19 protein-coding genes and 1 tRNA gene are annotated in these 22,088 nt (G+C 40.0%); 8 read left to right on the forward strand and 12 right to left on the reverse strand.

Features of this window, described 5'->3' with window-relative positions:
- Positions 1 to 55: 55 nt before the first annotated feature.
- The 4 genes from KHM83_RS08895 to KHM83_RS08910 all read right to left on the reverse strand — a co-directional run bounded on the left by KHM83_RS08895 (position 56) and on the right by KHM83_RS08910 (position 4,865).
- Positions 56 to 1,483, reverse strand: a complete 1,428-nt coding sequence (locus KHM83_RS08895) for a hypothetical protein (RefSeq protein ID WP_213236652.1) — start codon at positions 1,481 to 1,483, stop codon at positions 56 to 58.
- The gene (locus KHM83_RS08900) at positions 1,467 to 3,377 is read right to left on the reverse strand and encodes an Eco57I restriction-modification methylase domain-containing protein (RefSeq protein WP_213236653.1); all 1,911 of its coding nucleotides are present in this window, start codon (positions 3,375 to 3,377) and stop codon (positions 1,467 to 1,469) included. Before KHM83_RS08900 ends, KHM83_RS08895 begins: the two co-directional genes overlap by 17 nt.
- A 102-nt stretch (positions 3,378 to 3,479) precedes the next feature.
- Entirely contained in the window at positions 3,480 to 3,887 is a 408-nt protein-coding gene (locus KHM83_RS08905) for a hypothetical protein (RefSeq protein WP_213236654.1), read from the reverse strand.
- Between the two features lie 93 nt (positions 3,888 to 3,980).
- Entirely contained in the window at positions 3,981 to 4,865 is an 885-nt protein-coding gene (locus KHM83_RS08910; RefSeq protein ID WP_213236655.1) for a hypothetical protein, read from the reverse strand.
- Positions 4,866 to 5,102: 237 nt separating this feature from the next.
- Between KHM83_RS08910 and KHM83_RS08915 the strand changes: the two genes are divergently transcribed.
- From KHM83_RS08915 to KHM83_RS08940, 6 genes are all read left to right on the forward strand, one after another.
- Entirely contained in the window at positions 5,103 to 6,296 is a 1,194-nt protein-coding gene (locus tag KHM83_RS08915; RefSeq protein ID WP_213236656.1) for a hypothetical protein, read from the forward strand.
- A gap of 11 nt (positions 6,297 to 6,307) precedes the next feature.
- On the forward strand, positions 6,308 to 7,048 hold the full coding sequence (locus tag KHM83_RS08920) for a glycosyltransferase (RefSeq protein ID WP_343213137.1): 741 nt from the start codon (positions 6,308 to 6,310) through the stop codon (positions 7,046 to 7,048).
- On the forward strand, positions 7,045 to 8,259 hold the full coding sequence (locus KHM83_RS08925; RefSeq protein WP_425513869.1) for an FAD-dependent oxidoreductase: 1,215 nt from the start codon (positions 7,045 to 7,047) through the stop codon (positions 8,257 to 8,259). The genes KHM83_RS08920 and KHM83_RS08925 overlap by 4 nt, the downstream gene beginning before the upstream one ends.
- Complete coding sequence (locus KHM83_RS08930) at positions 8,243 to 9,196, forward strand: glycosyltransferase (protein ID WP_213236658.1); 954 nt, start codon at positions 8,243 to 8,245, stop codon at positions 9,194 to 9,196. Before KHM83_RS08925 ends, KHM83_RS08930 begins: the two co-directional genes overlap by 17 nt.
- Positions 9,197 to 9,371: 175 nt before the next feature.
- Positions 9,372 to 10,322, forward strand: a complete 951-nt coding sequence (locus tag KHM83_RS08935) for an NAD-dependent epimerase/dehydratase family protein (protein ID WP_213236659.1) — start codon at positions 9,372 to 9,374, stop codon at positions 10,320 to 10,322.
- Positions 10,319 to 11,113 (forward strand): sugar phosphate isomerase/epimerase family protein, encoded by a 795-nt coding sequence (locus KHM83_RS08940; protein WP_213236660.1) that lies wholly within the window; start codon positions 10,319 to 10,321, stop codon positions 11,111 to 11,113. The genes KHM83_RS08935 and KHM83_RS08940 overlap by 4 nt, the downstream gene beginning before the upstream one ends.
- Here KHM83_RS08940 and KHM83_RS08945 read toward each other — a convergent pair.
- Complete coding sequence (locus KHM83_RS08945; protein ID WP_213236661.1) at positions 11,091 to 12,002, reverse strand: alpha/beta fold hydrolase; 912 nt, start codon at positions 12,000 to 12,002, stop codon at positions 11,091 to 11,093. The genes KHM83_RS08940 and KHM83_RS08945 overlap by 23 nt on opposite strands.
- A 254-nt stretch (positions 12,003 to 12,256) precedes the next feature.
- Between KHM83_RS08945 and plsY the strand changes: the two genes are divergently transcribed.
- Both plsY and KHM83_RS08955 read left to right on the forward strand, forming a co-directional pair.
- Positions 12,257 to 12,853, forward strand: coding sequence for a glycerol-3-phosphate 1-O-acyltransferase PlsY (gene plsY, locus KHM83_RS08950; protein ID WP_213236662.1), 597 nt, complete (start codon positions 12,257 to 12,259; stop codon positions 12,851 to 12,853).
- Positions 12,854 to 12,879: 26 nt separating this feature from the next.
- Positions 12,880 to 12,976: transfer RNA gene (locus KHM83_RS08955), tRNA-Sec, on the forward strand.
- A gap of 49 nt (positions 12,977 to 13,025) precedes the next feature.
- Here the strand turns inward: KHM83_RS08955 and KHM83_RS08960 are convergent.
- The 7 genes from KHM83_RS08960 to selA form a co-directional block, all read right to left on the reverse strand.
- A complete protein-coding gene (locus tag KHM83_RS08960; RefSeq protein ID WP_213236663.1) occupies positions 13,026 to 14,078 on the reverse strand; it encodes a DUF2817 domain-containing protein in 1,053 nt (350 codons plus the stop codon).
- 61 nt (positions 14,079 to 14,139) lie between these two features.
- Positions 14,140 to 15,693, reverse strand: coding sequence for a glycosyl hydrolase family 18 protein (locus KHM83_RS08965; protein ID WP_213236664.1), 1,554 nt, complete (start codon positions 15,691 to 15,693; stop codon positions 14,140 to 14,142).
- Positions 15,694 to 15,839: 146 nt separating this feature from the next.
- On the reverse strand, positions 15,840 to 16,694 hold the full coding sequence (locus KHM83_RS08970) for a GerMN domain-containing protein (protein ID WP_213236665.1): 855 nt from the start codon (positions 16,692 to 16,694) through the stop codon (positions 15,840 to 15,842).
- Positions 16,695 to 16,702: 8 nt separating this feature from the next.
- A complete protein-coding gene (locus KHM83_RS08975; RefSeq protein WP_213236666.1) occupies positions 16,703 to 18,010 on the reverse strand; it encodes a sensor histidine kinase in 1,308 nt (435 codons plus the stop codon).
- A gap of 85 nt (positions 18,011 to 18,095) precedes the next feature.
- A complete protein-coding gene (locus KHM83_RS08980) occupies positions 18,096 to 18,800 on the reverse strand; it encodes a response regulator transcription factor (RefSeq protein WP_213236667.1) in 705 nt (234 codons plus the stop codon).
- Between the two features lie 15 nt (positions 18,801 to 18,815).
- Positions 18,816 to 20,672, reverse strand: coding sequence for a selenocysteine-specific translation elongation factor (gene selB / locus KHM83_RS08985; protein WP_213236668.1), 1,857 nt, complete (start codon positions 20,670 to 20,672; stop codon positions 18,816 to 18,818).
- The gene (gene selA, locus KHM83_RS08990) at positions 20,665 to 22,035 is read right to left on the reverse strand and encodes an L-seryl-tRNA(Sec) selenium transferase (protein WP_213236669.1); all 1,371 of its coding nucleotides are present in this window, start codon (positions 22,033 to 22,035) and stop codon (positions 20,665 to 20,667) included. The genes selB and selA overlap by 8 nt, the downstream gene beginning before the upstream one ends.
- Positions 22,036 to 22,088: the final 53 nt, after the last annotated feature.

The following is a 22,088-nucleotide window of genomic DNA, read 5'->3' on the forward strand; positions in this document are numbered from 1 at the left end:
TATATTACCATTATTGTAACATAAAATGGAAATATATGGGAGGTTGAAATTATCATTAATAAACTTCTGAAATTTTATCGCTGAAAACAATCTTATTCCCCTCGATGTAAGCAGCTATGGTCATATAATCAGGAGAAAGGACGATTTTTGACAATGTGCCCTCAAAATCCATTAACTTCATAGTACCGAGATGATCATATCGATAAACAGCATTGCCATATGCGATAATAAAGCCTTTTTCATATGGTAAATAATATTGCTGGACTGCCATTGACGTATCAAATGGCTGCAACCCCGTCAGTGTTGTGAGGTTTTGATCTTCAAGGTGATAGAACAACGTATCTCCTTCAGGTGTAGACAACAGCATCAGATGATCTCTTACAATCACCGGCGAATTAATTTTAATATGTGTCCCTGCCATCGAGACGGCAGTCACCTTTTCTTTTGTAGAAGGATCATAAACTTCTATCGAATCGATAATAAACGTCATGTCATCGACGATACCGTTAATATATAGAACCGCATCAGAATCAGGAATAGTCGTAATGCTAATATGGTATTGCTCATCATCTTCGGCAGTATCATACTGAATATTGCCATTGCTAAGGTCAACAATCCCAAACTGGCGACCAGCAAAATCACCTGACATGGCCCCTTCATAAAAATAATATAGATAACCGTCATTTTCAGAAAAAGTTGGATTGATGCCCATAAAGCCGTCAACATAAGCCTTGGCACTGTCAGCCCCGTAGACATAAATAAGTTTTTCATCATCTTCAAAGAGCACATACCCGCCAAGTGGTGAGATGACAATGTAATCTTGCAAGTGGTTTAATTGATCCAACGTTAGTGACCGTTGAATAATTTTCTTTTTATTCGTTATAAAATCATATGTGACGATGCGATTTGTCCCCGTCTCAAAATAAACGAGTTTTGTACCGTTATCAGACACGATGGTATAAGGCTGATCATTCTCACTGACAGCCATTCGCTTGGATATTTGATAGACATTTCCCTCTGAATCAATTTTATAGAGACCGCGCAGTGCATCATCGGCGATATAATACATGCTGTAGAGATCGTTATAATAAAGCAGTGTGACATTCTCAGGTGACTGATTCTGTATGGTCAGCTCAGTAGTTGTGATGGGTTCATCACCATCAACATCGCCTCTTAACGTTAAGTTTTGGAGATCGACTTCATAAAGTGCCTCCCCTTTTTTAGCGTGCGTACCCTTAAAAATAAACGTTTGATCATCGACAAACCGAAACTGTCCGTTAATGGTCTGAATATCATTAACATCAATGATAGCGCCGTCACGTTCTACTTCCTCAGGAATGAAAGGCGTAATGACAACTTCCTGCGGTGTTACTTCAACGTTGGGCTTCAACTGCCAGTATGCAAAGACGAGTAGTAATAACACAGCAATAATTTTTGCTGGCTTATGCCATTTTGGCGTCTTTTTCTTAATGATGATTTTCATATAATCTCTCCTGAATATAGGCAATTTCATCGTCTGACAATGTCAGCGCATCAAATAATATTTGATCGACAGCCTGAATAATGCGATAAACTTGATTGCCCTTTGCGTCTTTTGCGGATGTTTTAAGCTGCTCGAGCTGCAATAACGATTGTGTATCAAAACTGAATATCGGCATGGCTTTCAGCGGCGTGGCATAAAGTTCCAACATTGTTCCCTTACGCTTTCCCTGCAGATAGAGCCAAAACCGAATGACACTTGAGTTTAAAACGAGCATAAGAATATCCAGCGGCATAATTGTATTAGTATGACTGTTATCAACATTATAAGCCAATTTGTTTTTAATGTAATAAACATCAGCAGACGCATAAAAGTCACTTTCAACATAGGCGAATGCATTGGTATCTCTTCGCTGCGGCACAACGATTTTAGGTCCTTTAAAAAGGTCTTCATCTCTGGGCCACGTCAATTGATACCATGCACGGACACCATTTTTCACTTCGCGACGCTTCTCAAGCAAGGTGCGATACGGTTCAAAGTGCTCAATCAACTCTATAGGCATTGTCGCTTCTGTTGCCTGGTCATCCAAATAGTAAATAAAATAGTCCGCTGTGGATTCTGTGGTAAAATGCCTGATCTGACTGTTTTTAAAAAATGGGCGCAGCCATTTCCGCATTGCTTGCGTTGTTTCAGCAGCTTCTTCATGAGAGAGGACAAAAATACCGCTGCGCGATTTAGATCGGTCTGCACCGCTTACAATCCCTTGTCGGACAACGTAGCGATCAGCAAGTTCGCAGACTTGGCAATTTCTTATTTTGGTCAAAATCGCATTCGCCACATCCGAAGCAATAAACTGAATTTGCTCACGATCGTTAAAAGCCATGTCATATGGCAACTGTTTCGGACTCGTCTGTAGATCGCGATAGAGATCAATATGCGTCGGTTTTGCTTTGGCGACTGCATAAAGACATGCGTGCAGCCGCCTGGATTGGAATACGGTTCTCTCATCAAAGTTTAGCATATTTTGCAGATAAAACCTAGTTTTAAGGAAATGCCTTAGTTTCTTGGCGCCATCCGCTGTAAAAAAGTAATTGGAAGTTAAATAGCAGAGTGTGCCGCCATCTTTTAAGCATTCATAGCCCCGATAGATAAAAAAATAGAAATAATCCATTTTGCCTTCATAATAAAGTTGCCCAAACGTCGTTTCTTTAATGGGTTTAAAAAGCGCGAGGTGCCCTTTTTCGCCAATATATGGAGGATTGCCAATAATGAGGTCAAATGATGCCATGTCGTGTAAAAGGCTGTTGCCGACAATGAGATTAAGCCTTTCAGGGCATTCCAGTTTAAAAGACATCAAAAATAATTTCAGTAATTGATTGAAAGCGACAATCGCATCCTCATTGATATCAAATGCATAAACATTATTCGCAATATAATCGTAGATGAGCTGCACGCGTGAACACTGTTTTAATATAAAAGCAAGCCATTCTAAATAGGCCAGTATCAGCATACCTGAACCGCAACACGGATCTAAAATACTTTTTTTTAAAAGCCAATCGGCAAGCATGCGGACTTCTTCTGTTGTGGTTTCCTCAATTGCTTTTATCTTACATTCAATATTGATTCCCTTTTTCTTCTGTTCTCCTTGAGCCGCCTCTGTTCTATGGGCAGAATACTGATCTGCGTAGACATCACTTTGGACATATTGACACCAAATGTGTTTAAAAGGTGCCATTAGATCCGGTCTATTTTGCTTAATATGCGCAGACAACAGCAAGTAAACCATTTCCTGCTGTTGTTCAGCTGGCGTATAAACAGTACCAGCCTCACCTTTTGGGACAATGGCGGATTCATGCGCGTATTTTGCCTTTAGTGTTAGATAATTCTCAGAAAACATGTAAAATGCCCTCCCAATTATGATTTGTATTGCAATACAATGCCACGCAAATGCCTTACTTAACTTTCAAATATTCTAAAAAAAAAATTTTAGTACAACGTACTAAAATTTTTGTCTTCTATATTTACCGTAGCCGATTTTCTCTACACCGTCAATGCTTAGAATAATATTATCAACCAATAGGTCAAAATCGGGGATGGTGATGTCGATACCTTTCTTTTTCAGATACTTCATGATTGTAATCAATCGGATGTGATAAGACGAAGGATTTTTAAAATAAGGATGTTTCTCGATCAAGACTTTAACGGTATCTTGGTCGATATTAGCGAGTGCCTGTCTGTTCTCATCATTGATTTTTGATGAAACCTCATCTAAATAACGCTGAAGCTCTTCTGTTGGGTTATCGTGCTTGTCTAATAAGTGTTTAATCTCATTTAGAACATCATTCATCTCCAACTTTTTACTGGGGGGAAGTTCCTGGGCGGGAAGTTCCGATGTCGCATTAAGCATAGTCTCTTAACGACTCCTTTCTTAAGCAAAAGTACACTAAGTCAAATTATATAAAACATTTTACACTTATCAAAGCATAATTGTCAAATATTTCTACAATAATTCATCAATTGTTAAAATTTCAGATTTGACAAAAACAAACGTTTCATCTTCAAACGGTTTCAGCAACGATTGCAAAAATGCTCGATCCGCTTCATTGTTGCAAAGCACGTATAAAAATGAGCCTTCAAACTCAAGTTCTGCAAAAATGCGATCTGCCTGAATGACGCGAAGAATGGCTTCATCGTCTTCATCTGCTGTAATCGTTATGGTGTCTACTGATAAAAGATCATCAATCAACTGGTCGTGAGATCCACTTAGCGCATAAGTTGCCTGATAGAGTAAATAAGTTTCATCAATACTGTTTTCTTCATAAATTTCCGACATAATGCTGGACATTTTGAAAATGAGCATGCTCTGTGTTGTTAAAAAGGCTTTTAGATCAACTGGGCCATAAGCGGTACAATGCTGATTGTATTGATCGAGAATATACTTTGTGATGATTGCTTTATATGCTTGATCATAATAGAGCACATCTCCTACGAAAAACACCTTTTCAGACATTTCAATGATTCTCAAACTCATTAAGCCCGTATCCAGCGGCTGTGATCCATCCAACCGATACGTATCGCGTGTAAAGATATCTTTTAACAGAAAACCATTTTCGTCATAGGCAACTTCATAAACACTTCGATGAGAGCCGGCAATCGCGTCTGCATGTGAAGTCTTCCGCAATTTTGCGTATTGATCGGCTAATGTCATTTGCGCATTTGACGGCATATAACTAAAGATAAACCATTCATTGAATCCGGCGATATCACTGCCATCTTCATTGGTTATATATTGAGCCTTCGCCTCATCTACAAAAGCACTGTTGTGCGCCTGCATGGCGAAATCATATAAGGCTTCATAGGTTATTTCGATTTCTTTTAATTGCATAGCATTCCTTTCTGAGAATATTTAATATGCTTATTTTCATCATACCATCTTATGTCTTGAAAGTCACCTCTTCATTCGATCATCTTAAATGCTCATTTGCTTTAAAGCGCTGTATCGCAATAAACACAGTAGACAACCCTTCTGACATACGATATCATAATGATAGCTTAAAATTTCTTAATGATCCGATTGATAAATCATTAGCTGTATACGATCGACTACAGGAGTCATACAACTATGCCTACCAATAAAACAAAGCAGATATTTGCCGTAACGAGCGGCATTGCCTTATTACTTATCGTGGAACTCTTTTCGCGGTTGCCGGATGCCAACAGCCTAAATGACTGGTGTACGACACCATATGCTTTTAATTATCATTTTGGCATGCACTCCAGATTTCTAATGGGCAGTATTTTTCAATGGCTGCTCAGTCCCATATCGCTACACAGGCTTTACCTTTTTATCTTACTGTCTACTTTGATTCTCATTGGCTTGTTTGCTTATTTCTACGCGAAAACGATAACTGCCGCTACTGATAAAGCAACGATAGGTATCACTTATTGGACGATCCTCTTGATGGCCAGCCCAGCTTCCATTGCATTTCTCTTTTACTGGGGAAACTACGGCAGAATGGATCTCTATTTAATTGGAATCCTCTTCATCGCGCTTTCAATTGCAGATAAACGTCATTTAAATAATATGATTCCAGCGCTGCTGTTGATCGGTATGGCCGTTCATCAAGTTTTTCTTTTTACTTATTGTGCCGTTATTCTAGGCGTATTGCTTTATGAATGCTATCGCAGTCAATTTCACAGAGGGGATGTCATACGTCTGATTTCAGGTATTGTCATCGCTGCAACGGCATTTTTATATTTTCAATTTGGAACGTCGCCCTTGTATTATGAAAGTGCCGGTGGTGTTGTCGAAATCCTGAATCAGCAATCCAATATTCCCGTCAATGAAAAAATGATCGAATATGAATACTTTAAATCACTTTCAGAGCATATGGACGCTTTTGTCAAAGTCGACCTGAAAGATCGTGTCATTCGCGGAATCATTGTCCTCATATTAATGATGCCGATAAATATATTCATCTGGCGTTTTTGGCACAATACAGCGAAATTGCACATCACATACCGATTGCTGAGCCTGACGCCGCTGGCAATTCTGCCTGCCTTTATCCTGACCATTGATTGGGGACGCTGGTTTGCCGCAGTTTATATTGCCGCTTTTAGCTTAATTGCCTATCTGTTTAAACGAAAAGATCCTGTCGCTGAAATTTATTTTGAAAAACTGTCCGAATGGATACAAAAGCAACCATTATTAGCTTTTGGCGTACTTGTCTATTTCGTGGCGCTTAATAAATTTGAAGCAGCCGCTATTTTAAATTATGCAACCCATATCCATCTATTTTTACAAAAAATATTTTAGGAGGTCGTTTGGTGAAGACGATCCACATTCTATTTCCCGTTTTAAATGAAGAAAAGCGCCTTGAACGAGGTGTGCTAACGACGCAAACTTATATGGAGAGCCTGTTGCTTACCTATCCCCTTTGGGACTTTCTTTTGACGATCGTCGACAACGGCTCAACGGATCAAACACAATCAATTGGTGAGACACTTGCTGCTTCACATAAAAAAATCCAATATCTTCGCATTGATACCAAAGGTGTCGGTGCCGCATTTAGAGCAGGACTCGCTATTAATACAGCAGATGTTATCGGTTATATGGATGTTGATTTGTCAACTGATATCACACATCTTGAAGATGTCTTGCGCGCTTTTGACCAGTCACCGACTTTAATGCTGCTCAACGGTTCAAGATTGAGCAAAGCGTCAAAAATGGACGGTCGCAAGTGGTACCGTGCACTTTCATCGAGGGGATTGGTCTACTTGCTGAAGCTCTTTTTAAGTTTAAAAGCATCCGACGCGATCTGTGGTTTTAAGTTTTTTAAAGCCGAGGCGGCTAAACGGCTTGCTGAAAGTTCCAGTGATGAAAACGGATGGTTCTACCTTATTGAAATGTTGCTTAGAGCTGAGCGAATGCAAATGCACATTGATGAGCTGCCAGTGAGATGGGAAGACGATCATCAGACAACGGTACATTTTTTTAAGCAAACAGCTAATTACCTTAAGCATATCTTTAGACTTTATATTGAATTTCATTTTAGGAGCAAATTTTGATATCAATAGAATCTGATAAGCAATTGCATTCATTAAAACAAATGCCGGAAGAAACCAACGAACGGCCTACGGAAAGACAATATGATAAAATTATCATTGGCGCCGGTCTGTATGGCTTATATGCCGCTGAATACACTGGTAAAAAAGGTGAAGCAGTCCTCGTTCTAGAGTATGATGAGGCCCCTTTTAAAAGGGCGACTTATGCCAATCAGGCAAGGGTTCACCTCGGCTACCACTACCCGCGTTCATTTGCAACCGCGAAGAAGTCAGCTGGTTATTTTGATCGCTTTAATACGGCATATGCGACATGTATTCATTCGACATTTGAAAAAATCTATGCGACGTCTAAGCAGTTTTCTTGGACAGAGGCGCATCAATTTGAAAAGTTTTGTCATGCCGTAGGTATCCCTTGCACCCCCATTGCCACACAGCGGATTTTTAAAGAAGGCATGTGTGACGGTGCTTTTCAAACAAGAGAATACACATATGATGCTAACATCCTTAGAGAAACGATGCTGGCGTCTATTGAGCCATTAGACGGTGTAACTATTCAGTATGGTGCTCGCATTAAACAAATTGAATCATGCGATCACCTCTATCGGATAACACTGGAAACTGGTGAAACACTGACGGCGCCTTTCTTATTAAATGCAACTTATGCCTCTATTAATCAAATTATTACAAAAATGGATTTTCAGCCATTTAAGATTAAATATGAACTTTGCGAAATTATTTTAGTGACACCAAATGATGCTTTAGCCCCACTTGGCATTACCGTTATGGACGGGCCTTTTTTTTCGATTATGCCTTTTGGGAAAACGGGGTTGCACTCGTTGACATCTGTGACTTTTACACCGCACAAAACATCTTTTGACGTTTTGCCAACATTTCCATGTCAGGCGCAAAGTAAGGGATATTGCACACCGGAACAACTCGGAAATTGCAATGACTGCCCTTCAAAGCCCGAAAGCGCATGGCCGTATATGAGTAGTTTGGCAAAGAAATATTTAAAACCGGATTTTGATTTCGAATATGTTGGATCACTTTATGCGATAAAACCAATTTTGACCGTATCGGAAATTGACGATTCTCGGCCTACCCTTGTAAAAGTTTTTTCAGAATCGCCGACTTTTGTCAGCGTACTTTCCGGTAAAATCAATGCCGTTTATGATCTTGAGGAGGTACTCGACCAATATGGAAGCACAAAATAATCAATGTGATCGTGAGAAACAGTTTGTTTCGGCTGTGATCTATCTTCATGATGTGGAAACGACTATACTGACTTTTTTAAAAAGCGTCGACCACACGATGGCACTTCTTTTTGAACGCTATGAAATAATCTGTGTCAACGATGCATCAAAAGACGGCACTGCAAACTATGTTAAAAATTTTGAATGCGAAGATAAGACGGCTGCATTGACACTCATTAACATGAGTTATCATCAAGGCCTTGAACGTTCTATGACTGCGGGTGTCGATCTCGCCATTGGCGATTTTGTCTTTGAATTTGATCAAACGCATTTGCTCTTTTCGCCAGAATCAGTTAAAGCCATTTACCAGCGTGCAATTGAAGGTTTTGATATTGTCAATGCGACTCCAAACATCAGACAGCCAGTAACCTCGAAATGGTTTTACAGTGTTTTTAATCGCTTTGCTTCTTTTAGTTACGCCCTCGATACGGAATCGTTCCGCATGCTTTCCAGAAGAGCGATTAATCGCGTTAGAAGCATGAGTGAAACGGCTCCTTACCGCAAAGCGCTATACGCCAATTGCGGCTTGAAAATGTCGACGCTGTCTTTTGATGTGACCGAACAGCTCGGTTCATCAAGCGGAAATGATTTAAAAAGGCGAAGCCAGTTGGCAATTGATGCACTGATCCTCTTTACTGATGTCGGTTATCGGTTTGCCATTACCATGACACTGATTATGATGCTGATCACAACGATTGTCGCTATATATGCTGTGATTGTCTATTGTTTTCAAAATCCTGTCGAAGGCTGGACGCCAACGATTCTTTTTCTCTCATTTTCTTTTTTTGGAATCTTCGGCATATTAGCCATTGTTATTAAATACTTATCCATTATCGTAGAACTTATCTTTAAAAAACGTCAGTATGTGTATGAATCCATTCAAAAAATATCTAAATAAGGCAATTGCATTGTTAAGGAAATTTCATCATTGCATTTATTTGATCCTTAATGGCAATTTTAATGATGTAATTCCCACAAATGGTAAGTCACTAAGCATTAAACTGATTTTATTATAAATGTTCAAAAATATGCTATTCGATCATAATAATTAATCTTTTTTAAAGGAGTCTTACATGAAAGTACTTGTCGGCTATACCGGCTTTGTCGGTGGCAATTTAAAAGTTCAAACAGCGTTTGACGCCTATTACAACAGCAAGAACATTAGAGAAGCTTTTGGATTAAAACCAGATCTTTTAGTTTACTGCGGTGTTAAGGCAGAAAAGTATATGGCTATTCAGAATCCCGAGGCAGACCGCTTGCACATTGAAGAAGCCATGGCTAATATCAGCGCCATTGCACCTAAAAAAATAGTTTTGATTTCAACGATTGACGTTTACCCAAAACCGCTGCATGTTGACGAAGCGACAATGCCGTCGGTTGATGCATTTGATAAAAATGCATACGGCAAACATCGTCTGATGCTTGAAGCATATGTACGCGAGCACTTTGATGCATTGATTGTCAGATTGCCTGCACTCTTTGGACTTGGACTTAAGAAGAACTTCATTTATGATCTTAGCCATCCAATCCCTACAAAACTCTCAGCGTCACTCTATCACAAATTATCTGCAAATGAAGCGGCAATTGCAAAAGCCTATACACTTGATACCTCAACGAATTTTTATGTTTTAAAAGAAGTCTATGACGCTGCCGCACTTTTGGAAGCTTATGAACATCAGCAGTTCTCTTCCCTTCACTTTACGGACAGCAGAGCCGTATTTCAATTTTATCCGCTCAACCGCCTCTGGCAGGATATTGAAACAGCACTTTCACATCAATTAACGACTGTCAACCTGGCAACGGAACCGCTTAGCATTTCAGAAATACATGAGCGTATAAAAGGAAAACCCTATCTAAATGAAAAAGATAATGCCTATCCCATTTATGATCTGCGTACAAAATATGCAGCTTATTACCACGACCCAGCTTCAGAATTAGATCTGCTTCATCGTGCTTTTCCGTATTTGATGACTAAAGAAACTGTACTGGATTCGATTGAAATGTATTTGAGAGGTGACCAATGAAACTTTCTATTTCAAATATTGCATGGTCAGAAAACGATGAAGCTGTGTATGCCATCCTTAAGCAGTCGGGGTTCCAAGGATTAGAAATTGCGCCGACACGCCTATTTCCCATATCACCCTATGAAGCGCTTGATTCTGCAAGTGCCTTTAGCCAACAACTTTTCGATACGTATGGGTTAACCATACCGTCTATGCAGTCTATATGGTATGGCAGAGGTGAACGCATCTTTCAAAATCAGCAGTCACAGCAGCTGCTGATTGACTATACAAAATCTGCAATTGATTTCGCAGCGGCTATTCAATGTAAAAGCCTCGTCTTTGGCAATCCAAAACAACGAAATCGGATGCCTGGTGATCTCGATAATGTAGCATTTTTTTTTGAGAACATCGCCAATGCCGCTCAAAAAAAAGATGTCATTATTGCCCTTGAAGCAAATCCTTCTATTTATGGCACAAATATGTTTAATTCGACGCAGGATGTCATTGCATTTGTGCGTGAAATCAACCATCCCGCTCTTAAAATTAATTTGGATGTAGGCACGATGATTGTCAATAATGAGCAGGTCAACATCCTAACCGATCACGTTGATATCATCCAGCACGTTCATATTAGTGAACCCTATTTGGCGCCAATTGAAGCACGCCCCTTGCATGATGCCCTCATTCGGCTCTTAATGAATGGTGGCTATGACGGTTTTCTATCAATTGAAATGAAAACGCCGCCTGTATTTGACGACGTCTTAAAGAGTATTGACTATCTTATTCAGCTTAATGCTCGTTTAACCAGTTGATGATATCGTTGTATACCATTTCACGATTAATCTCATTCAGCATTTCATGGCGCCCATTTTCATAGAGTTTCAGGGATACATTAAAACCTGCTTCTCGATAAAACTCGGCGCTTTTTTTCACACCTTTTCCAAAATCGCCAACAGGATCCATACTCCCTGACATTAACAGCATCGGTTTTGGCAATACTGATGTTTTAAAGTATTCATCATAGAGAATACGCTTTAAATTTTCAGAAAAAGCTGTAAAAAAGCCGACGGGATGGAGCGCGCCGCAATATGGATCGTTAACGAACTTCTGTACCTCGGCTTCATCTCTAGAGAGCCAGTCAAATCGTGTTTTCGGCTGCTCGTATTTTTTCGTATAGGCACCAAACGTCAAGTGATCAATGATTTTCGAATGATAATGCACCCCTTTAAATGTTTGAATGAATGACGCAATATGATAACCGGATGAAATCAGCGTTTTAGATGGAAAACCGGTGCCGGAAAGAATAACGCCGTCTATTAAATGCTGAAAATCAAAGAGGAAATCACGCGTTACGAACGACCCCATACTGTGCCCAAAGATGAAGACAGGCGTATCGGGATAAGATTCACGTGCCATTGCGACTATTTTTCGCAGTTCATGCTTCATGCGATTCCAGCCATCTTCACCAAGTTCACCCAACATTTCTGTACTGCCGGCTGTTTTACCATGTCCCCGTTGATCATATGCGAATACGGCAATGTCGTGTTCCGCGAGAAATGCTGCAAACATCTCATATCTGGCAATGGTTTCAGCCATACCATGTACCAGAATAACTACTTTTTGAGGATGTTTCGTCTGCGATAATTGATAGCCGAATAGGGTTATGTCGCCAAAAGCGTTGAGTGTGAATGCTTCTTTCATATGACCTCCTCTGTCTATTTAACCTTTTATCTTTACCTCTTCATATAACATCTTTTTAAGCTTAAGTGCCCTCGCTATTCATTATAATACTTTAATGACAGTTTTAGTGAAATTCAAAGCATCGCGGTGAAGAATCAGCTGAAGGATATTGTGTAATTTCCTTACATAGTTATTTTAACACAGCACATTCTGTGTTAGAATAAAGACGGTGAATAAAGTTTGGATTTATATCTTCATACACTTGGGGGGAAGTTATGCACTATATCATCGTAATCGTATTGAGTTATTTTATTGGGAGCATACCCTTTTCTTATATCGTCCCGAAAGTCTTTGGCAAAATAGACATTCGTTCGGTTGGGAGCGGCAATACCGGCACGACAAACGTGGTTCGAACACTGGGCTTAAAAATTGGTGCCCTCGCTTTTATAGGTGATTACGTTAAAGGGGTTATTCCGGCTTTTTTAGGCTTGCAGATCCTCGGTTTTAACGGCGCACTAATCGCAGGAACCGTTTGTGTTTTAGGGCACTGTTACCCTGTGTGGCTTAATTTTAAAGGCGGAAAAGGGATTGCAACATCTGTTGGTGTATTAACGGTAACATTTCCCTATATGGCATTAGGCCTGCTAATTTGGCAGTTCGCCATTATCTTTGCAACGAAGTATATGTCACTTGCCTCAATAACAAGTGCGCTTTTTTTTCCAATTTGCGTCTTAATCTTTAAAGAGGATACGCCTTCTAAAATTTTCGCTATTTTCTTAGGCGGTTTTGTCATCTATCGACATCGTGCCAATTTAAAGCGTCTGCTGAATGGCACGGAGAAAAAGTTGACAATTGGCAAAAAGAACGCCTAACAATCAGTCTGTTATCATTTCATTCTGAGGGTAGATGGGTGCTGGTGTGTCCTCCGGTCTTCAAAACCGGCGAGAGTGGTTAAGAGCCGCTTTGGTGGGTTCGATTCCCACGTACCCTCGCCATAACAAAAAAACACATTTTCTGGTATAAAAATCAGATAAATGTGTTTTTTTATGTGTCTAAATAATGAAAAGTGTCAATGAGTGCTAACATCCCTTTTTTGAATTGACGCTGAGCCCTCTCCCACCAGCGCTCATCCTTTGGAAAAAAATCATAGATGAAAGGCTCGCAGGTAATCGGCAAATGATTGAGACGAATGCCGTTTTCAGTAATTAAATGCTTCATTGATAAAAATGTGCTAAAAAAATGCTTTTTTCTAAGGCCGAATTCAACCGTTATGCTGAAATGACTGCGATTATGCTGGTTTTGGTATAACCATCCTGTAAAGTCACCGTCAATATCGTACATGGCACCCTCGCCCGTTCTCAATACATTTGAGAAGCCAAGATCAATCCGCCACTGTAAAACAGATTTTGGCTCTAGTCGATCCAAAATCATCGTCATCGTGCCATAATCACCGATACCCGTGTGAAGATCAGCGAGCAGCCAGTCGACATTTGCCTTTAGATAAGGTTTTAACCAATTGGTTAAAATAATATTTTCCGGTGCCAGTTCAGTACCGCCATAAAAAGGATACGTTGGATCAATGTATTGACCGCGGAGAAGACGATCAGTTGTTAAAAGCCAATAACGGCTTAAAAACAGCGGCATGACCTCTTTGAAAAAATGTCGGCTGTTATCCATCGCGTTTTGCTTTACCCAATCGCCTTTGAAAAAAGGATGAGCCGTCTTGCTGCAAGTCATTCGACTAAAATCTTCAATAAAATTACGATTGAGATCAATGCCCTCCGCATTGTTGCGCGTTAAATGCCGCATCCCCCATGCATTGATAAAATTTACGATAATAACAGCATTTCGATTGAGGTCAACATTGCAGAGAATGTCATCTATAAAGTAGCAAATCATCTCCGAACCAACATAGCCCTCAATGCCATGAATGCCTGCGGTTAATACGAACAGCTTTTTGGGAAGCTCTGTATTGCTGCAATAACAAAAATGCATACCGTTATAGGCGGTTTCTTCATCCACACATCGGTAGGTTTGTTTTAAACCCTGAATGTGCTTAAAATAGCGATTGCGCGTCTCTTCATAATTTGGCAGCAACTTCATCACCTCTTTAAAAAAACACCGTTCTCACAGGAACGATGTTTATCTTAGCGTGTATTTAATCAATGTAAGATTGGATACGATCCCATATATCTAAATAGGCGCCGTAATCGATATAATCGGGAATCGTTCCCAGTCGCCAAACTGAAAAATCTGAAATGCCCATGCGCAGCGCCATTTCGATCTTCGCCGCGACACTTCGTTCATCCTCATACCATACGACATTGCGGGTTTCATCAATAGGATCTTGGAAGATGATAAAAGCGCTTTTCAGCTCGCTCGAATACTGAGGTGTCACATCCTGATTGATTCTTGAGAGAATGGCACTATACGATGGTCTGTAAGGCCTCTCATTGATAATCTTTCCATCCTTTAACTTCCACTGAACACTGTCAATCGAAAGCTGAAAGACTATTTTTGAATGATCTCTGACACCTGTAACCGGATCTACAATTCCTTTTATTGCATAGTAAATATCTTGTATTGGCGTCAGAGGCGTTATCGTAATACCGGAGATCATATCTGACTGCGTCAATCTTTTGGGATAAAAATCATGTGCCATCAAAATTATCTTATCGGCGATGTCACCGAGTGCACGGTAATCATAGCCATCATAATACGTCATACCATCTTTTCTTATCGGATGTACCGCGACTGCAATGCTATACTTCGTATCCAAAGCACTGCGCAAGCTCCTTACAAATGATGTCAGAGCCGTTGCATTATCAGAACCTTTCAGCCCTTCAAAATCAATGAGTACACCTGTAAAACCCATTGTGCTGTCATCTTTAACAATCTCATCTACAATTGCCTTGATCGCCTGATCGCGATAACCTGGATGCGCAATAATGGATTCAACGACGGTATTCGCCTCAATGTAATCATCGATTACCGTAAGCATTAACAGCCTTTCTGTACTGCCATATTTAGCGCGCTCAATCGGCTCTTCATACCCTGAAGGAATTCTGTATTCATTGTTGTTTCGCGTACTGGTGTTGAGTAGAATACGGTTTAAATCACTGTTGTATTCTAATCTCGACCATCCAAAAATGACAGTATCAAGATCTTTGATATTGCCAATTTGGCTATAGGAACTGATTGCATAATAACTTGATAAGGATGTTATGTTAAGTGCCAACAATCGATCGACATGGTAGAGTATCGCGATTGCTTCTTCCGTTTTAAGCGCATCATTTGGACGAAATGTCCGCGTATCGTTCTCAGAGATAATGCCAAAGTCAAGGCCGAGTCGAAGGTAACCGGTATCGCTGTAAGTATCGTCAAAAGGTACATCAGTTTGATTTAGCTGATTTGCTAAATAACTGTAACCAAGATGATCAATAACGTGTTTAACAGCCTCGAGTCTCGATATTTCACCGCTTAATTCAATCGTCTCTTCCGAGGCATCGAGATCAAATCGATTTAAAATTTTTACAAAATCACTTTTGCTGATATCCTCACCAACATTAAGTGTATCACTTGTCAAAATAAAATCATCTTTTTCCAATTGTTCTCTGAGTGCATCAGACCAATGCGCTGTATCTGCAAAAATCGGCAACGATGTTGCCAGCAACATAACACTAAAAAGCAGTGCTATCATTTTTTTGATCATGGCGTCTCACCTTTCAATATTTCTTAGCATCATTATATACCTAAAAGACTAGAAATATCGTGACAATTATATTAAATTCCTATTGTGCGTTTCCTGCGTCAGTCATAGCAGCAGTCTCAATGAATGCTGCGATGGCTGTCTATGTTCTAATTGGACAATAAGTCTACCAAGTAATTGCCATTGTCATTGACAACAGTCCAATTCTTAAAAAAATGCTCTTGAAAAGCTTTGTTTTCTACATTCTTTAAAAATTTTACATACACGACCCAATGATCTGAATATGTTTTTGTAAAGTACATGTCCCGCGTAAAGCCAAAAGTTTCATCACCGATACTATTCGCGAACTTTACGAAGTCATTGAAGTCATATACTTGCTTCGTATTCTCTGACAATAGTTCATAAGCGAGATCGTATCGTGTTGAAGTAATGTTGTCAATAAATTCGACAATAACGTCTGAAGGCATTCGCTCTTTTTCATAATTTAGACTTTCAAGTCGGGACAATGGTGCATTTAAATTATAGTCGAGTATTGATCGATTAATGCGTTCGCCGTCAATGAGAAACTGCACTTGGAAGACGCGCTTTATTTCCGTTAATGAGTTCACAACGCTCCAAAGATAGAGATCTAATCGTTCGTCCTGCCATCGCTCCGTTTCTAAGATATCCTTTGAAAGATTTAGATAGCAGGTATTGTTGGCATATTCCACAGAAATAATTTCACTTTCATCAACTAAAAGGCTTTTGTAAGCAATGTTTTTCGGACCGACGATAATGGCATTGATCATCGCACTTTCATAATCGTTGTTTTTGACTTCTATTTTTCGATTTTCCGTGCGCAGTGCATTGCCGTAAACGAAATAAATCTTAGTGTGAAAGCTAATAGCCTCTTTATTAGGCGAAATATAAGCGTTATTCTCAAGTTCGGGAAAATCAATGGTCATGTTAAGACCAACAGCCAATAATGAAAATCCCATTAATAAAACAATGAATATTCTTTTCATTTGGCCTCCTATATCTTTGGTAAAATAATGGATATGATGGTGCCGCGCCCAACTTCACTGGTTACTTCAATACTGCCTTGATGAAGCTGAACAATTTGCTGTGCTATTGATAGCCCCAGCCCAGTTCCGCCTGTTTTTCTGGCACGCGCTTCATCGACGCGGTAAAAGCGATCAAAGACATATGGCAAATCTTTTTCAGGAATACCAATGCCGTTGTCGGTGACGTTGATAACAATCTCATCTTTGCGCTCTATTAAAGAAAGCACGACTAGACCGCCCTCAGGTGTATACTTTACAGCGTTCCCAACAATGTTTAAAAGGCATTGCTGAATTTTTTCCTGATCTAAATTAATCTGGATTTTACTCTGAGAATTAAACGTCAACTCAATATTTTTCTTTGTCGCAATGGGCTTGATCGTCTTGATCACTTTTTCGATGAGATAGTTAACGTATGTGACGCTAAGATCAAGTTCTAATTCGTCTTTTTCAATTTTTGCCAGATATAAGAGACTGTCAATGATCTTATTCAAACGGTCGACTTCCATGTTGATATCCCCTAAGAATTCACGATAAATCGGTTCATCCCAGTGCTCTTGAGACAATAGTGTATCTGCGACAATTTTCATACTCGTCATCGGCGTTCTCAGTTCGTGTGAAACATTTGAAACGAACTTTTTACGTCTGTCATCCACTTGAAATAGCTTTGTGGACATTAAGTTAAACGCATTGCCGAGGGCACTGATTTCATCATTCCCTTTCACGGCAACTTTTGTATCGTAATTGCCCGTCGTAATTTTTTTGACGGAATCTGTCAAGTTTTCTATTGGCAGTGCGATAATTTCCGAGAAAAAAAGGCTGACAAAGAGCGAGATTAATACTGATGTCGTAAAGATAATCAGGAGTTTATCAATGATGAGATTAATATTCTCAAATCCATCATTGATATCGGAAGACATAAATGATACGCCAATAATTTCATTTTCATCAATGATCGGTACTGCCGCATACATAATGTAATCCCTGTCATATTGATAGATATTGGCAGTACTGTTGCCTTTTAAAGCATTGACAACCTCCGTATTTGTCAGTGTACGGCCATTGTATTCATCATATGCATCAATGACTACAGTTCCTGCCGTACTGACAATTAACGTTCTGGAATCGTAGTCAAAAGTGTGCTGCTTGATAATGTCTTCAATGTATTGGTACGTATACGTATTATCAGAATTTCTTAAATAAGGTGCAATCTGACTTGAAATGATATTATTCTGAACTAAAAGACTTGTTTTAGCTTCTTCGACATTTGTCTTAATCAAAAAATCCTTAATAAAAATCGTCGTCATAAAAAGGATTAAGGATATTAATATTAAATAGGTGGAAACAAGTTTCCACCTAATACTTTTAAAGAACTCTTTTTTTCTTATTTTTAAAATAGTAACCCACTCCCCATTTGGTTAAAATGTAATCAGGCTGTGATGAGTTCTCTTCAATCTTTTCTCTCAGGCGTCGAATGTGTACATCTACGGTTCGAACATCACCAAAGTATTCATAACCCCAAATCGTCTCAAGCAGTTCTTCTCTTGAGTAAACACGTTCCTCATTGAGCATCAGCAACAGGAGCGAATCGAATTCCTTGGCTGTTAAATTAACATTTTGACCATTGACAGCTACTTTTCTGCCAAGCGTATTGATGGTGAAGTCACCAACACTCATAACGTTTGACGCAATTGCTTGATCGGCTACTTGAACACGCCTTAAAATTGCTTTAATACGCGCTTTTAATTCGAGCATGTTAAAAGGTTTCGTGATATAGTCGTCTGCGCCGTATTCCAGACCGAGTACTTTACTGGAGTCGTCATCCTTAGCTGTTAACATTAAAATAGGAACCATTGATTTTTCTCTAACCTTTTTACAAATCTCCAGGCCGTCCATTCCGGGAAGCATTAAATCCAAGATCACGGCGTCATAGGTGTTTTCAAGGATCTTCGAATAGGCATCCTTTCCCTCATCAGCCGTTTCTACAACATAGCCCTCCTGTTCTAAACTAAACTTGAGGCCCTTTAGCAAAATCGGCTCATCGTCAACAACTAAAATTTTCTCTGACATGTTTTCACTCCAATCTCATTTGATAAGAACTCTTTTATTTTCAATCCGTTTTGTTAACCCTATTTCATCAAAATGCTCCAGCAGCATAACGCTGTTTTTACGCGATGTTCCAAGTAGATCGCGATACGAGGCAACATCTGTGAATGCATTGTTTTCAAAGTATGTGAGCATCGCTTCCCTAGCGGAATCATAAGCCGCTTTCAGCATATAGCGATCTTCATTTATTTTAACAATATTTTCCCGATATTTCAAATAACGATAAAGATCTGCATGGTTTGACGATTTATTCGCCAGCTTTATTAAATCAGATGCCTTCGCCATTTTGAGCGCATCCGCTTCAAAAACAGCATCAAATTCGCTTTTCAATTTATAAAATGCTGCATCTTCTGTCGGTTCAAAATCATAAATATGCACCCATTGTGCTGTAATTCTTAAGGTTTTGTCCATATACAGCTGTACCAGAAAACGATCGAAGACCTGTTTCGTATATTTTGAAAAACACTTGGACTTCAGCTCTGCACGATTAACACCAAAACGATAAGGATGTGCTTCATGATAAGATTCGACAAATTGGTAAACGGCATCCCGTTTTGTCTCATAAGCATTGGCTGTCATATACAGCACATCAGACAATGCGATGATGTTGCCAGTGTGGATGCCTTGTTTAATAAGCTTTTCAAGCATTTCTTTTGAAGTCGATAAGCTATCAAATAATGTATTATGAATATCAAACGGTTCTTGCAGCGCGTTTAGCTGTTCATTAAAATAGGCATCCTCCGAAATGTCGGTGATCGTCGTAATGTGATGTTTTTTGGCATTGGCATTTGCGATTATACCACCGCCAATGGTTTGAACCGGCGAAAACCGCCTCATGATAAAACGATCGCCAATATTGGCAAAAACAGCCTCCTCAAGTCTGATTTGAGCAACAGCATGTGTATCGCTTTCAATTGGATGCTGGTTCGTCAATACGAGTCGTCCCATTACTTCGCGCGTGCCGTGAAAAAAACGAATGCGCTGCCAATGTCTAACGTATTGATCAAAGTCAGCCTCTACATCCAAGATGTACTGCCCTTTTCGATTCGCAACGGTCGTTAATAGGTCACCGCGTTTCACAGCATCCATATCACAGGTGAGGTTCATCGCAACACGATGACCATAAACAGCATCATTGACACTTTCGCCATGTATTTGAATCTGCTTGATTCTCGTTTTTGTGTCACTTGGATAAGCATAGAGGATGTCATCCTTTTTAAAAGTACCTTCGATTAGCGTCCCCGTTACAACGGTTCCCTTTCCCTTCAGTGTAAACACACGGTCAATATACATTCGGGGTGGCAAATCAGCTCTCTCAGTTGAGATCGGCTCGAGAAGCTGTTTTAGATAGGCACGAACCACTTGGTAACGATCAGGATTATCTATTGCTGTGACAAAAATCGGTTTGCCTTCAAGAAAAGAATCTATTGTCATGACAGCTAAAGCTTTTTTTAATGAATCTATTTGCTCGTCTGATGCTCGATCTGCTTTGGTGATCACAATAAAGCCATTATTGACTGCCAAATGCTTTGCAATGGCAAAGTGCTCAAGCGTCTGCGGCATGATCCCTTCATCGGCAGCGACGATCAGCATGACAGCGTCAATGCCGGTAACGCCGGAAAGCATTGTCTTAACGAATCGCTCATGCCCAGGGACATCGACAAAGCTGACTTCATCATCGTCAATACGTATATGCGCATAGCCTAAGACAATGGTGATACCTCGTTTTTTTTCTTCTTCAAGTCTATCTGGATCAATTGCAGTCAGCGCTTTGACCAATGTGCTTTTACCGTGATCAATATGGCCGGCAGTCCCGATAACGAGATGGTTATGCATGATAGCACCCCGCTTTCAATGCATTGAAAACGCCTGTGAAATCATCTTCTTCAATCATCCTAAAATCCAGTACGATGCTGTCTTTTTCGATGCGGCCAATCAGCGGTTGATCCAGGCGACGCATCGCCTGAAAGCATTTTTCTATCGAATGGTCAGATTGAATGATTAAACCGCATGAAGGCAGCAACGCGAGCGGCATACTGCCTGCACCTACTTCTGAATCCATAGACGCCTTGGCAACATGGAGCTGTATGTTGTTTAATGGTTCTTGGTATTGATTTAAAAAGGCATCTACTTTTGCCTCAATCGTATCTTTTGACAATTTCAAATAGCGATGTGTTGGGATTGCTTCTGTACGCAGTGCTTCATTCTTGAAGTATGCAGTCATCAGTCTGTCCAAGATGCTAAGTGTAAACTTGTCGACGCGAAGCGCTCGAAGCAATTGATTAGCTTTTATTTGAGCAATCAGCTTTTGTTTGCCTACGATAATGCCGCACTGCGGTCCGCCCAGCAGTTTGTCACCTGAAAAGGAAAGCAAATCGCAATGTGCGGCTGCTTCTTGAATGGTTTTTTCCTGAAAACCTTCGATCGCCTCAAAAGTGCCGCTGCCCAAGTCCTCATAGAGAATGAGCGCGTTAGCCTTCGCAATTTCACTGAGGACATCAGTCTCAACAGAGGCTGTAAAACCTTGAATACGATAATTGCTCGTATGCACTTTCATCATCATGCGCGTCTCTTCGTCAATTGCCTGAGTATAATCAAAAGGGTGTGTTTTATTGGTTGTCCCGACTTCAATCAGTTGGCAGCCGCTGAGTTTCATTACCTCGGGGATACGAAATGCGCCTCCGATTTCAACGAGTTCCCCCCTAGAAACAATAACGCTGCCGCCTGATGCAAATGTATTAAGCGTCAGCATAACGGCTGCTGCATTATTGTTGACAACGATAGCATCTTCTGCACCAGTGAGCAGTTTTAGTCTTTCAACAACCGGGGCATAGCGTGAACCGCGTGCCCCTTTCTCTAAACTATATTCTAAATTGCTGTAGTGAGCAAGAACATCAGCCGCTTCATCCAAAAGCCTCTTTGAAATGGAAGACCTGCCAAGATTAGTATGAATAATGACGCCTGTACCGTTAATAATTCGCTTTAAGCCGGGCGCAAGCGTCGCTTCAATAAAGTTGCGAATCGATTGAATGACCTCATCGGCGTTGACGTCTTTAACATCACCTGAAGCAATCGATTCCCGCAGTGTTTGCAAATATTGGTCAGCTAATTTTTTTTGCCATTTTGGATCAATGTCATCCATTGATAATTTTGACAGGATTTCATTCATATTTGGAATATTTGAATATAACGATTTCATTCTTGCCTCCCAATATGTTCAATGGTTCACCGCTTGACAGTATTTTCTCCGCT

Source organism: Fusibacter paucivorans (assembly GCF_018390735.1).
Taxonomy (GTDB): domain Bacteria; phylum Bacillota; class Clostridia; order Peptostreptococcales; family Acidaminobacteraceae; genus Fusibacter; species Fusibacter paucivorans.